This is a genomic window from Paenibacillus sp. D9 (assembly GCF_001188365.1).
Lineage (GTDB): Bacteria > Bacillota > Bacilli > Paenibacillales > Paenibacillaceae > Paenibacillus_O > Paenibacillus_O humicus.
In genome coordinates this window covers 5,440,367-5,453,652 of sequence record NZ_JZEJ01000001.1, presented here as the reverse complement: position 1 = coordinate 5,453,652, position 13,286 = coordinate 5,440,367, and the positions used below count along the sequence as shown (strand labels likewise).

Below are 13,286 nucleotides of genomic sequence, written 5' to 3'. Positions count from 1 at the left end.
AGCTCCAGCTCAGGCTGAAGCTTCGAATCGACAGCGGTTGGACAACCCGTTCGAGGCTCTGTTTGAACTACGACCAAAGCATCTGTCTGAGCCTCTGTTCGAGCCACTGTTTGAGTCTCTGATTGAGCCTCTGTCTGAGCCTCTGTCTGAGCCTCTGTCTGAGCCTCTGTTCGAGCCTCTGTTCGCGGCTCAGCTTGAACCCCCATTTGATCTTCCATCACTCAGCCTCCCCCTACAAAGTGGACCAGCTCGATCTGCATTCCATCCGCCAGCCGATGGCGGCTCCAATTTCCGCGCGCCAGGATGATTCCATCCGCTTCGGCGACAATTCTCTGGCCGGACAGGCCGTGAAATTCGACCAGCTCCTGCAGAGTCGATGAATGCGTAAAGATTTCCTTGCCGTTCAATGTGAGGCGAAGCGGATGGCCCGGTCGGGAACCAGCCTCGGATGAGTCGGTCCGACCGGTTGCAGCCTCGCTTGCGGCAGCGATCAGGCTCCGCAGCTCCCGGCAGACAGCTGCGGGATCGGAGCTGCCGACAACCGCGGAGACGGCGCACAATCTCCTCGCCCCTGCGGCGAGCACCTCGCCTGCATTGCCGGGATGGATGCCGCCGATTGCCGTCCATGGAATGCGAACATGCCGCGCAGCCTGGCGGACGTATTCCAACGTGACCGCCGCCCGGCCCGGCTTGGTTGCCGTCGGATACACCGGCCCGACTCCGATATAGTCGGCGCCGGCCGTCTCGGCCTTCAAGGCCTGCTCCAGGCTGTGGGTGCTGATTCCGACGATCCGTTCCGGACCGAGCAGCTCCCTCGCATCCGCGATGGACAGATCGTCCTGGCCGAGATGGACGCCGTCGGCATCGGATTCAAGCGCGAGCAGGGGATGGTCGTTCACGATGAACGGCACTCCGTACTCCCTCGTAAGCCTGCGCAGCAGGCCCGCTTTCTCTCCCAGCTCCCGCAGCGAAGCTTTTTTGTCCCGCAGCTGCAGGATATCGGCTCCCCCCTCAAGCGTCTCCCGCATGACATCCTCCAGCCTTCTTCCGGGATGGCAGCCCTCGCCCGTAATGACGTACAGGCTGAACTCAAGCTTCTTCATCCTTGGCCTCTCTCTCCGGCGCATCCGCGCCCAAATAATGCCGACACCATTCCCAAGCCGTGTCAGGGTCCGCCGCGCCTTGCGCAAGCACTCTGCCGTCCGGAAACACGACAAGCTTCCCGTTGTCCGGGAGCGCTGCCCGCAGCAGATAAGGATTTAGCGTCAGCCGGCAGCCCAGCCTCTCCAGCCTTTTCTCATACGTTCCGGGTTCGGCAGGCTCCAGCTGCAGCTGGAACGAATCGCGGCCGCACAGAACGGCTATGTTCTGGCGGCGGGTGCTTCCGGCTGCTTCCGAGGCTGCTTCCGAGGCTGCTTTCGGAAGGAGCTCTCGACCTGTTCCCCATAGAGACTCCGCTTCTTCATCCTCCCGCCAAGCATCCTGCGTTCCCGGACGTGTCCCTCCCCCCCTCCGTTCCTGCACCGCTCTTGCGTTGCCGCAGATCGAACAGAGCCTTGACGGTCCGGGCAGCTTCGTTTCGCGCATCGCGTATGGCCACACAGAGGCGGAGACGAGCGTCCGGCGCATACCTTCCCTATCGCCTGCCAGCCATTTGAGCGCTTCAGCCGCCTGCAGCGCCGCGACCATCTCCACGGCCGGCGAGATCATGCCCGCCGTCTCGCAGGTCTGCCCGCTGTCCTGCTCCTCCTCGCCGCCGATCAGGCAGCGCAGGCAGCAGGTCGCGCCGGGAATGAGCGGAGCGCTCATTCCGGCCGCCCCGGCGACGCCGCCGTACAGGAAAGGAATGCCGGCACGGAAGCCGTATTCGCTCAGCACAAGCCTGGCCGCGGCATTGTCCGTACCGTCCAGCACCAGATCGCAGCCGCACGCGATCTTCTCCAGCACGCCGGGGGCCGTGAAATCGGCGGCAAACGCCTTGACTTCCACCATGCCGTTGATCCGTCTCAGCTTCCGCGCGGCGGCCTCCGCCTTGGGAAGCGCCAGCCGGGCATCCTCTTCGTCGAACAGCATCTGGCGCTGCAGATTGCTGAATTCCACGTAGTCGCGGTCGGCAAGCCGCAGCTCGCCTACCCCGGCCCGGGCCATATGCTGCGCCAGCGAAGCTCCGAGCGAGCCGGTACCGGCGACAAGCACGACGGCCTGGCCGATCCGCCGCTGTCCTTTCCAACCGATGGGAGCAAAGCGGATTTGCCTGGAATACCGTTCCTGAATGGCTTCTTGCGCCTCGGATCGGCTTGTTGCCGCCTGCTCAAGCATAGATGCTGCCGCCTCCGGCCTTGAACGCCTCCGCCTGCTCCTTCATGCCCGCCTCGATCGCCTCCGCCGTGTCCAGCCCTTCCCTCTCCGCGTAATCCCGAATGTCCTGCGTGATCCTCATGCTGCAGAACTTCGGCCCGCACATGGAGCAGAAATGAGCGCTCTTGGCGCCTTCCGCAGGGAGCGTCTCGTCGTGGTAGCTCATAGCCCGCTCGGGATCGAGCGACAGATGGAACTGGTCGCGCCAGCGGAATTCGAATCTGGCCTTGGACAGAGCGTCGTCGCGCTTTCGCGCCTGCGGATGGCCCTTGGCGAGATCGGCGGCGTGGGCGGCGATCTTGTAGGTGATGACGCCTTCCTTCACATCCTCCCGGTTCGGCAGCCCCAGATGCTCCTTGGGCGTCACATAACAAAGCATCGCCGTACCGAACCAGCCGATCATCGCCGCCCCGATCGCGCTTGTGATATGGTCGTAGCCCGGCGCGATGTCCGTCGTGAGCGGACCGAGCGTGTAGAAGGGAGCCTCGTCGCAGACCGCGAGCTGGCGGTCCATATTTTCCTTGATCAGATGCATCGGAACATGGCCCGGACCTTCGATCATGACCTGCACATCATGCTTCCAGGCAATCTTGGTCAGCTCGCCGAGCGTGTCCAGCTCCGCGAACTGCGCCTCGTCGTTGGCGTCCGCGATCGATCCCGGCCTCAGCCCGTCGCCCAGCGAGAAGGTCACGTCGTAAGCTTTCATGATTTCGCAGATATCCTCGAAATGCGTGTACAGGAAGTTCTCCCTATGGTGGACGAGGCACCAGGCGGCCATGATGGAGCCTCCCCGGCTGACGATGCCCGTAACGCGCTTCGCGGTCAGCGGCACATATCGGAGCAGCACGCCGGCATGGATGGTGAAATAATCGACTCCCTGCTCCGCCTGCTCGATCAGCGTATCGCGGAACACCTCCCAGTTGAGGTCCTCCGCCTTGCCGTTCACCTTCTCCAGCGCCTGATAGATCGGCACGGTCCCGACCGGAACCGGGGAGTTGCGGATGATCCATTCCCTCGTTGTATGGATGTTCTTGCCGGTGGACAAATCCATGATCGTATCGGCCCCCCAGCGGGTCGCCCACGTCATCTTCTCCACCTCCTCCTCGATCGAGGAGGTCACGGCGGAGTTGCCGATGTTGGCGTTGATCTTCACGTGGAAATGCCGCCCGATGATCATCGGCTCGCTCTCGGGATGGTTGACGTTGGCCGGAATGACCGCTCTTCCCGCCGCGACCTCGGAGCGTACGAATTCAGCTTCCATCCCTTCCCTCAAGGCGATGAACTCCATCTCGGGAGTCACGATGCCCTGCCTTGCGTAATGCAATTGGGTGACATTTTTCCCAGTCAGGGCTCTCCGCGGCAGCCTGCCGGATGGCGGGAAAATATCCGCTCCCCTTGCGGCCGCCTTGACTGCGTCGGAGAAGCCGTTGTCCTCGGGAAGGACGATTCGGCCCTCGTATTCCTCCGTATCCGCCCGTTCTGCGATCCAGCTCCTTCGCATGAGCGGCAAGCCTCTCGCGACATCTGCCTCGTAATCGGTGTCCGTGTAAGGACCGCTTGCGTCATAGATTCGCAGAGGCTCATTCGGGATGGAAACTCCCCGCACCTCGCTGTCCGACAGCGCGATTTCCCTCATCGGAACCATGATATCCTCCCGGCTTCCCTGCATGTAGACTTTGCGGCTGCCCGGCAGCGGCTCGGTATGTATGGCCATGGATAATCAAAAGCCCCCTTAACGGATGATGATATCCGCCAGGGGGCTGCACGCTTGGAAATGCCGGTCATGCCTTTAGTTCCCGATGGTCTGCACGAAAAACGCAGGCTGTCCGGGACACTCTACTGGCCGCTTCCGCCTTCATCGGCAGATTGCGGCAAGCAGATTGGTTGCGCCTATTTCTCCGCCGCCTCCCGCCGAAGGACGGCAAAAAGCCGCCTCCGGTCTGGAAGCGGCGAAAAGAGGCACAGGCCAAATAAAAGGCATGTTCGACCACTTTCCTACGCTGGCATGACCCAGATCAGGTTCGAAGGGACCAAAGCTTACGCTTTATCTCAGCCCGTGCGGGCGCCCCTAGTGGATATCTTGGTATGACTATAAGTCGGGTGGGGGAAGTTGTCAACTAGTGACCAACAGGTCTGTAAAGAATTTTGTGTAAACTCACCAAAGGTGAATGTATCGTCATAGCGCTATTTAGGGTGCAAAAGTAAAGCATTGACGCACGCACAACAGACTCATGAAATTTATATACATGCATGAACATAGATTAGATGTATTATTGGCTGAATGATGCCTTTATTCGACACACTGGGTAGCCCCACCAAAAAATAAAGCGGTTAGCTTAGAAACAGCCTCATAAAGCTCTATAATTTTGAAGCCTTCGGTTCGTATGCGGCAATTACATCCACAATAGAATCAACCGCTAAAAAAGAAAAGTGAAAGAAAGTTTCTGATTCAGCAATCCCATATGACTGTAGTGATAGCCAATGAATGTATTCCGAATTAGTCACCTTGAAGAAGGTATTGTCACTAAAGAACTCTGTGCCGTATCGCCCATCAAGATTATTTATCGTACTAAAACTTTCATCTGTACTTCTGTACGCACGTACTGAATCCTCGAATAGTACCTCTACTCTTTTAGATTCATCATTTGCATCGGAAAGCAGTATACGAAATCCATTGATACTGTCAGAGATTGATTCAACATAATACTTAGATGACAAGTCACTGCCAACTTCAACTTCCCATCTTTGCCAGTTCTTCTCCAAAAGTAACTTCCCTACCTTACCTCCCGGAATATCTTTCACATCAGTTACACCCATATTATTAAAATTACATCCTGACAGTATAATTGTCGTGTTATTCCTCCGATTAGTTGCGATGACTTTTCAATGGATTGCCCTCTCAGTGTCTATATCGAGAAAGGGTATTGTTCAGTTGCGAAAAATTATGAAAAAAACCGCAGAAAACGAAGATAACAAAAAACAGGTCAATCATGGTGGCATCTGACAATAGCTGCCAATAACTTGGCTAATATAGACCTATTAAATGTATCGGCATTTCGATATTTAGGTATAAAAATTAAAGCATTGATGTGCGTACAATTTACTTCAAGAAATCCTTACACGGGTATCACATGGGTTAGATGTATTATTGGTTGAATGATGGGTTCATTCAGCACTGGGTAGCCCCTGCCTAAGAAAAAACCTTGAAAGGCACGAAGCCAATCAAGGTGAATTCTGTGATTTAAGAATAAATATAGAGATCAATATCGACCTCAGCACCTATTTGATGAATAAAACTAATTGCTTCTTTATTGAAATTCATTGCTGGCTTTTGGTTTTCTTCAATGTTTATTACAATTGAAACGAGTATCTCAAGATTATGTGCCTTTTTTAATTCGATCAACTTTTCAGATTCCCCTTGAAATCGTTCAATAATTTCGCTCAATTGATCATTGATGTCGAGCGATTCTTGATATCCCGTACTAAAACTCCAGCATGATTTTTTTCTTACTATAGGTTTTCCCTCGACGCTATCCCCTTTTCTCCAAGAAGTATGAGGTTGAATATTAAGCTGATCTGTGATGATTTGAGGATTGAAATCATCACCATAAATATCGAACTCAATCATGACTTTTGTTTTTTCCATACCCATCCACCTTAATTAATATATTCTCCCGTCGGAATGCCTTCTCCTTTTCCACCTTTTGCATATAACCAAAGCTGTCCCGTATCCTTATCGACATAGATGTCATATTTAGATATACTGCCGCCGACTACATCCTTTTTAATTTGATGCGCATCCAATCCATTTTGCTTTAGCAGTTTATCACTAGCCAGTTTAATATCTTTGGGAACATACTTTTCTGCTGCACCAACGGTATTAGGACCAAAAGTACCATTTTTCGTAGTATTACCCGCACCCTGAGTTGTAATCTTAAACTAAGGTACAAAAAAGGTGACAACCGTTTTACCAATTGTCACCATTATATCAGCTTGCTTGACGCTCTGTTAGAGGACTTGCCGCCCGATACTCGGTCTTGTTCTTCATCATGCTGTAGATGATGTTCACAAGCCTTCTCATGACGCATATGAGGGCTTGCTTCTTCGTCTTGCCTTCTACTAGCTTCCGTTGGTAGAACTCGTACATGAGCGGATTACGCTGCTTCTTATTGCTTCCCTTAGCAACTTGGATTTGCTGAACTGCTAGGTTGTGGAAGATACAGTTCAACACTCGGTTGCCTTGTCCGCTTGCTTCATGCTTGCCCTTGCCGCCCGAACCAAAGAACTTCGGAGCAATTCCTGCGAAACAAGCTAGCTTGTCGGCATGGGCAAAACGGTTAATGTCTCCGATTTCTGCCATGAGTTGCGCTGCGGTAACGGTGCTAATGCCATCCATAGACTCTAGCTTGTAGTCGGTCATGGCTAACAAGTGCCTAAGCTGTTCCTCAATCTCCTTGATTAGTTCCCGACTTCTCCGCATATCGTGAACCATATTGACGACTAGGAAGTCTCGCTGCTCTTGGAGATTACGCTTGGTTGCTCCGTCTTCCTTCACCAGTTCTAGGATTGCCGCTGCCTTGCGGGTAGAACAAGTATTATGGCTTGCTTTGCGAAGGGATTCGGCTAGTTCCTCCGCCCCCACCGATTCAAGATGATGCGGAGCGGGGTACTTCTCCCAAAAGGCTAGTGCCGCCTTCCCGTCGATGTCGCAGAAGAACTTCTTGTACGAAGGATAATGATAGCTTAACTGCTGATGAAGCTGATTCTTGAGCATAGCGGCATGTTTGACGATAGAATTTCGTCTTGCTACCACTTGTCCGAGCGTCCAGTAAATGTCCTGCGGGTTCGCATCGGGCAGCTCATTCAGTCTTGCAAGCAACACCTTAGCGATGCAGTAAGCATCCCAACTATCGCTCTTTTGCGTAGTCGCATTGCTCATTCGTTCACTGTAGGATAATGCGGAGTTGACTTCCTTGACGATTTGCTTGTTCTCAACAAGATGAACAGCTATTGACCTGCCGTTCCCGCCCGTATCCTCCAAGCCATAGACAGGGGTCAAGCCTCTTGGCGTATGCTTCTTGACGAACTTCATCAGTTCATCGAACGCAGACGGTTTATTCTCGATTTGGATTTCACCAAGATGCTCGTTCCAACAGTTAATGATGACTGCGGTATGCTGAGCCTTATGTAAATCCATTCCGACATAGATGTACGTTTGCTTGTAGTGCTGTGACAAAAGGATTCACCTCTGTTTACGGATTTGTAGGTCAGTTTGACGGTAGGGTAAAGAATGGGTGCAACCTCAGTTCGAGCGTTAACCTTACGGTTCGCAATGGTGCGCAAGCATCTCCATTCAGTTCTCCGTCAAAGGATGGCTTGGTGTACACCCTCCGCTGATATATCTCCATAGCGGTATGTACCGCTATAAAAATCACGTCTGTCCAAGATTCGTTTGACTTGCACTTTTGTAAACATGTTGCCTTGCTGTGTCGTAAAGCCTTCTTTGTTCAATTCCTCTGCGATTAAAGACAGTGTCCATAATGGGTACTGTTCCTTTAGCTGAAATACTCTGCGGACGGTCTTGGCTTGCTTCTCGTCCACTTGAATACATTTCTGACCTTTCTTAGCCTTGTAACCGAAGGTGGCTCTTCCTCCTGCATAGCCGCCCTGCTGTGCCTTCTTGCTTCGCCCTCGACCTAGCTTAAGAGCGATTTCGAGCCGTTGGTATTGGTCTAGCAGTTCCATAAGCCCGTTGATTAGAAAGTCATTCGGGTCTTTCTTGTGGATGCTGTAGGTCGGCTGTTCGATGCTCCGAACGTCCACTCCATGCTTCTTGAACTCTCGATGTACCAGTACCTTCACGATGTCAGATCGCCATAAGCGGCTTGTGTTGAGCACAACAACCTCATCAATGGATTGAGTAGACAGAGCAGCCAATATGCTCTGAAAGCCGATTCTGGCGTGAATTGGCTAGGCTTACAGGCTTACGCCCCAATACGATTAGCCATCTATGCTCCAATGAGGTGGATAGAGTGCATCTAAGCACCTTCGACATCATTAGCAAAACATTAAACGTCAGTCTGAATGAACTGATTGTTCAGGTTGATGAATAATTTTTCCTGCCAAAACGGCACAAGGGAGCGTTATTGCTTCTTGCCATTGCTCTGCCACTAGTAGATTCAGGTCAATCATACCCTGCGTGTTCATCTGTTCCTGAATCTTCTGACGGTAGTAGAATGTCATCTCCTGTGGTAGCAACATTCCTTGTTGAATCTCCTGAACAAACCGCCCGACCTTAGGAGCAAACTTGGACAAGTCTGTCAGAACCGCACATAGATACTTGCTGTTAAACTGTGGCGGGTGCTGAACCAACGTAGCAAGCTGCAACTTCTCCTTCGGTGCGTATACAATCTCCATCCTCGTTCGCTCCCCCTTGATGGTCTGTCGTCTTCTCTCCAATAACTCCCGCTTCTTGTCGTATACCCGACAATAGCCATCCTCCTGTCGCTGATGCTTCCCATTGTAATAACGAGTGCCTTTGAATAGTCGCAGCTTTCGACCCGTCTTAGACATCGTGAACACGTCTTGGACATGGGCAGGAATGTCATAAGCAACATCGCACCGCACGAACAATACCTGCTTTGCGAAGTCTCGGATTTGTTCGAGCCATTGACGGAAGTAGACTAGCGATTTCGGGTAGGCTTCAATCCTCAGCGTGTTCTTCTGTGTTCTTGGAGTATAAATCAACTTGTAGGAGAGGTGCAGGAAGTGTTCTCCTGTATTGATTCTAATGCGGTATTGAAATCCTCTTTCCCCCACCATAATTCCGACCCCGTAATAGTCACAGATTCGCTTGTAGAACTCGTTGAAGAAATCCCAATGCACGCCTGTAAAGTCGATAACAATGAGGTCTATGGATACAGTGACCCCTTTCATGTGCCGCCCCCTCCCGAATTTTTTGATGAATTTCGGGCTTAATTAGAGGGCAGGTGGCTAGCCATTAACACATGACCTTCCCGTTGTAGAATGTTCAGTTACGTCCTGACACTATAAAAGTCGGTCTATCCCTCCGATTAGTTGCGATGACTTTTTTTGCAGGTCGCCTTCTCAGTGTCTATATCGAGACAGGGTATTGTACAGTTGCGATGGATTTTGAAGAAAACCGTAGAAAACGAAGCTAACAAAAAACAGGTCAATCATGGTAGTAACTGACCATAATCGACCTGTTTGATGTATCGGTATAGCGCTTTTTAGGTTACAAATTCAAGCATTAACGTACGTACAAACAACTTCGAGAAACCTTTATACGGGTATTACATGGGTTAGACGTGTTATTGGTTGAATGATGGGTTCATTCGCCACCCACCCCCTTCCCAAAAAAGAAACCTTGAGAGGTAATGAAGCCAATCAAGGTTTCAAATGCGCCTAATATAGACCCATGTCTTTTAACATTTCAATTAATGAATCATAGAAATATTGACATGCTTCTTCTTCATTTTGGAATACTCTTAAGCCAGATTTACCGCCTCGTTCACTGTAATAAACTTCCCACGTTCCATTTGACTCTGAAATACAGTAAGCCTCGTTTGGTAAACCTCCTTTCAGTGAATATACATCACGCTGAATATTTTCTGAAGTTAGCCTTGACTCTAATTCCTTGATATTCATTTATCGTTCCACCCTTCTAAGATAACCACCATCAATAAGTTCTTTTATAGACTTATCGAATTTGTATTGAGTACCCCCGCCCACTTCATCAAACCAAGGAGCAATTTTACCTCCCTGTGCATCAAAAGGTTTAACGACCTCATAAACATTATACGGCTTAGACTCTGTTCCTGGTGCTAATGCACGTCGTCCGTACGGAGTACCTTCAGGAGATACAAATTTACCGTTTTCATATCCATACCTATCAATTCTTGTGCCAGTCAGAAGCGTCACTGGTTTTGGGTCTCCTGCAAATCCATCATTTTTGGGCCACTTAATATTACCTGCTTCATCGACCCATTTGCTAGCTTGACCCGCACCCTTAGTCTCATTACCCTTTCCCAAAATTCTTGATGGAATGTTCTTAATACTTTTAAAAATTTTCCCAAATAAAGCACTAGCTTTCGCGTCTAGATCTAGACCTCTACCGCTACCTGCGCCAGCACCGCCGCCGCCCCCGCCTCCTGATCCTTTTTCGTGCTCGTGTCCCGTTGGGTCAACGTATTTTAGTGGATTATTAATTACATAAGTATAGAGATTTAAACTCAGAGGATTATCAATCTGCCCTTCATACGTATCCTCACTTATGAACCGTCCCATACTCGCCTTAAATATTGCAGCTCCGTTGTTGAATCCCAATATTCTCCCGAGTATCGAAATGGATTGGCAACTTGCTCAGACACCGTCAATGGATTGCCCCACATATCATAGCTGTAACGGTTTACCAGCGCACCTGTATTGTTTCTTAGTTCTGTTACATCGCCGTGGCCGTTATAGTAATAATAATGCTTGGTCGTTCCGCTTAATCGGGCAATAAGTTGTTCCCCACGAATGTACTGAGCAACCGGTGAGATGGTTGATCCGCTAACCGTCGCTTCCGCCATAATTTGATCGCCGTCATAATAATACCGACGAGTCGATCCGTTCTCGGTTCGCTCAACCATCAGACCATCGCCATTGTACTTGTAGGCAACGGGAGACTTTCCAACTACCGACGCTCCGGTCAGTTGATTCCATCCGTCGTAATTGTAACTGGCTTCCTGAAGTTTGGGCGTCTGGTCGCTCACAAGCGTTTGGCGGTTTCCACGCGAATCGTAGACAAAGAGCTCATTGAACTCCGTAGACGTTTCAATCCGATTGAGCGAGTCATATCCATAGTGGACAGATTTAGATTGACCAGCCACCAGATCCGTTTTAGAAAGTTGATTTCCATCAGGACTCCATGTATAGGAATGACGGTTTATAACCGTAGACGCCCCTTGCAGCTGCGTCAAGTCGCTTAAATCGTACCCATTGTAATTCATCGTGCTGGATGTTCCATTTTCCAACCTGATGTCCTTTAACAATCCATTTAAATGATAGCTATATTCAGCCATTGCGCTTGTTTCGGTTTGTCCGACTTTTTTAAGCCGGTTGAGTTCGTCGTAACCGTAATACAGCTTCAGACCAAATGGATCTGTCATTGTGCTTCGGAGTCCTTGTTTGTTATACGTAAACTGTATTTGTTTACCGTCTGGGTACGTAATCTTTTCTAGTTCACCGACCCCAGGTGTAAAGTAATATCCTGTGGTACCGCTCCATCTGTCATGCTGGTTCTTCTACCGGCGTTGTCGTACTGATAGCCGACCGAGCTTCCACCAGCTATTTTACGTGTTAGCCAATTCCGGTTGTTATCCTCCTAAGTTGTTGTCTGGCACAGCCTTTATCAATATTATTGGAGCCACCTTCAACCGTTCCAGAATATTAAGCATGTAAGCGATTAATTTAATCTACAGCAGGTGGGAACAGGAGATTCGGCTAAAAAGTATCCATTCCGGAAATGTCCTGCGCTTGTTTATTGAATTTGACCATTCACATTCCTCCCTGGACAAGAAAAGTCACCGACATTAAATGACCCTCTCTGTCCTCTTGCCATTTGGGCATCACCACTCCAAAAGCCGCTAGAGAAGACCGTCTTCCCAAGCGGCTTTTTACGTTCAGTCAACGACTGACCTTCCCCGAAGTCTCTCGCCATCGAATTAGATAAAAATTGCTGTTAATATAAATCTATCCAAAGGAGGAATTCCATTGAACCCATCCGCTTTTAAGACTTTTGGCTGGCTGAATGAAAGCAGCATACGATTCGACTCGGACCGGATCATCCTGCATGCCCCGGAAAAAACCGACTTCTTTTGTCCCCATGGTACGGAATCCGAAGAAGGGACGCTGCCCGAGAGCCTTCTCAACGCGCCCTTCTACTACACCGAGGCGGCCGGAGATTTCGTTATGCGCGTCAAGGTCGAGCATGCGTTCACGAGTATGTACGATTCGGCCTCGATCATGGTCATGAAGGATTTAGACGTCTGGGCGAAAGCCTGCTTCGAGCTGACGGACTTCGGAACGCATGCCGTCGTCAGCGTCGTCACGAACTCGGTGTCGGACGATGCGAATGGCTGCGACATCGAGGGGAACTCCGTCTGGCTGCAGGTTGCCCGCACCGGCCCTTCCTTCGCTTTTCATTATTCGCTCGACGGCATCCATTTCTTCATGATGCGGTATTTCACCCTGCCCGTGGAAGAGACGGTGAAGGTCGGACTGTTGCCTCAATGCCCGACCGGATCCGGCGGCGATCGGATCTATTCCGGCTTCGTCCTCGAGAAGAAAACGCTGAAGAACATCCGGTCAGGGAAATGACGCCGGCACGATAAAAAGCGGAATGCAATGACCGCATCCCCCGTGAGAAGGGGATACGGTCATTTTTCGCGTTGCCGGCGGTATGCTTTAACGGCACAACCCGTTCCGTCCTGTTCGGCGGCCTCGCCGCAGCCGTCCTGGCCGCCTCGCACACGCTCACGGATGCTCCTCGGCTTCCGCCAGCACCTCCAGCCAGCGCTGTGCCGTCGCCTCCCAGGTGTAGCGCTGCTCCACCCGCTCGCGGCCGGCGCGGCCCATCCGCTCCCGCAAGGCCGCATCGCGCAGCAGTGTCAGCAGCCGGTCGCAGAGCTCCTGCTCGAGCCGGGCGGGATCGGCCAGATACCCGGTTTCCCCGTCAACGATGATCTCGCGCATGCCCCCGGCGCGGGAGGCGACGACCGGGATGCCGCTCGCCATCGCCTCGACGTTGACGAGGCCGAACGCCTCGCGCGCTCCCGAGGGCACGACGGCGGCATCCGCCGCCAGGAACCAGCTCGGCACTTCCGGATAAGGAACATAGGGAATGAACCGGATATGGCGGGGGGAAA

Annotated in this window: 14 protein-coding genes, 1 pseudogene and 1 riboswitch; of the genes and pseudogenes, 2 read left to right on the top strand and 13 right to left on the bottom strand. The window is 51.5% G+C overall.

Translation table 11 applies throughout. The features are described from left to right. Positions 1 to 221: 221 nt before the first annotated feature. The 8 genes and pseudogenes from thiE to VE23_RS24345 all read right to left on the bottom strand — a co-directional run. Complete coding sequence (gene thiE, locus VE23_RS24375) at positions 222 to 1,103, bottom strand: thiamine phosphate synthase (RefSeq protein ID WP_049869436.1); 882 nt, start codon at positions 1,101 to 1,103, stop codon at positions 222 to 224. After that, positions 1,090 to 2,319 (bottom strand): ThiF family adenylyltransferase, encoded by a 1,230-nt coding sequence (locus VE23_RS24370; protein WP_049869435.1) that lies wholly within the window; start codon positions 2,317 to 2,319, stop codon positions 1,090 to 1,092. Before VE23_RS24370 ends, thiE begins: the two co-directional genes overlap by 14 nt. Beyond that, complete coding sequence (thiC, locus tag VE23_RS24365; protein ID WP_049869433.1) at positions 2,312 to 4,072, bottom strand: phosphomethylpyrimidine synthase ThiC; 1,761 nt, start codon at positions 4,070 to 4,072, stop codon at positions 2,312 to 2,314. Before thiC ends, VE23_RS24370 begins: the two co-directional genes overlap by 8 nt. A 261-nt stretch (positions 4,073 to 4,333) precedes the next feature. Continuing rightward, positions 4,334 to 4,438, bottom strand: a riboswitch (TPP riboswitch). 278 nt (positions 4,439 to 4,716) lie between these two features. Beyond that, on the bottom strand, positions 4,717 to 5,175 hold the full coding sequence (locus tag VE23_RS24360; RefSeq protein ID WP_232317035.1) for a hypothetical protein: 459 nt from the start codon (positions 5,173 to 5,175) through the stop codon (positions 4,717 to 4,719). 424 nt (positions 5,176 to 5,599) lie between these two features. Continuing rightward, a complete protein-coding gene (locus VE23_RS24355; RefSeq protein WP_049869431.1) occupies positions 5,600 to 6,004 on the bottom strand; it encodes a DUF4279 domain-containing protein in 405 nt (134 codons plus the stop codon). An 11-nt stretch (positions 6,005 to 6,015) separates the two neighbouring features. Then, positions 6,016 to 6,291 carry a polymorphic toxin type 33 domain-containing protein gene (locus VE23_RS27690; protein ID WP_084781654.1) on the bottom strand — a complete coding sequence of 92 codons (276 nt, stop codon included), beginning with the start codon at positions 6,289 to 6,291 and terminating at the stop codon, positions 6,016 to 6,018. Positions 6,292 to 6,346: 55 nt separating this feature from the next. Beyond that, positions 6,347 to 7,555, bottom strand: coding sequence for an IS110 family transposase (locus tag VE23_RS24350; protein WP_049869847.1), 1,209 nt, complete (start codon positions 7,553 to 7,555; stop codon positions 6,347 to 6,349). A gap of 167 nt (positions 7,556 to 7,722) precedes the next feature. Beyond that, positions 7,723 to 8,316: pseudogene (locus VE23_RS24345) on the bottom strand (recombinase family protein); the annotation flags it as partial. Here VE23_RS24345 and VE23_RS26185 point away from each other — a divergent pair. Beyond that, positions 8,295 to 8,471 (top strand): helix-turn-helix domain-containing protein, encoded by a 177-nt coding sequence (locus VE23_RS26185; protein WP_084781652.1) that lies wholly within the window; start codon positions 8,295 to 8,297, stop codon positions 8,469 to 8,471. The pseudogene VE23_RS24345 and the gene VE23_RS26185 overlap by 22 nt on opposite strands. Here the strand turns inward: VE23_RS26185 and VE23_RS24340 are convergent. The 4 genes from VE23_RS24340 to VE23_RS26780 all read right to left on the bottom strand — a co-directional run bounded on the left by VE23_RS24340 (position 8,434) and on the right by VE23_RS26780 (position 11,528). Beyond that, positions 8,434 to 9,294 (bottom strand): hypothetical protein, encoded by an 861-nt coding sequence (locus tag VE23_RS24340; RefSeq protein ID WP_049869429.1) that lies wholly within the window; start codon positions 9,292 to 9,294, stop codon positions 8,434 to 8,436. The two genes, VE23_RS26185 and VE23_RS24340, sit on opposite strands and share 38 nt — an antisense overlap. Before the next feature lie 489 nt (positions 9,295 to 9,783). Then, a complete protein-coding gene (locus VE23_RS26180) occupies positions 9,784 to 10,026 on the bottom strand; it encodes a hypothetical protein (protein WP_084781651.1) in 243 nt (80 codons plus the stop codon). After that, positions 10,027 to 10,704: a glycohydrolase toxin TNT-related protein gene (locus tag VE23_RS26175; RefSeq protein WP_084781650.1), complete on the bottom strand. Its 678-nt coding sequence runs from the start codon at positions 10,702 to 10,704 to the stop codon at positions 10,027 to 10,029. After that, on the bottom strand, positions 10,650 to 11,528 hold the full coding sequence (locus tag VE23_RS26780) for an RHS repeat domain-containing protein (RefSeq protein WP_049869428.1): 879 nt from the start codon (positions 11,526 to 11,528) through the stop codon (positions 10,650 to 10,652). Before VE23_RS26780 ends, VE23_RS26175 begins: the two co-directional genes overlap by 55 nt. A 604-nt stretch (positions 11,529 to 12,132) precedes the next feature. Here VE23_RS26780 and VE23_RS24330 point away from each other — a divergent pair. After that, a complete protein-coding gene (locus tag VE23_RS24330) occupies positions 12,133 to 12,738 on the top strand; it encodes a DUF1349 domain-containing protein (RefSeq protein WP_049869427.1) in 606 nt (201 codons plus the stop codon). A gap of 156 nt (positions 12,739 to 12,894) precedes the next feature. On the opposite strand, the gene VE23_RS27560 is transcribed toward VE23_RS24330, so the two are convergent. Further along, on the bottom strand, positions 12,895 to 13,286 hold a 392-nt coding region (locus tag VE23_RS27560; protein WP_232317033.1), incomplete at its 5' end, for a glycosyltransferase family 4 protein.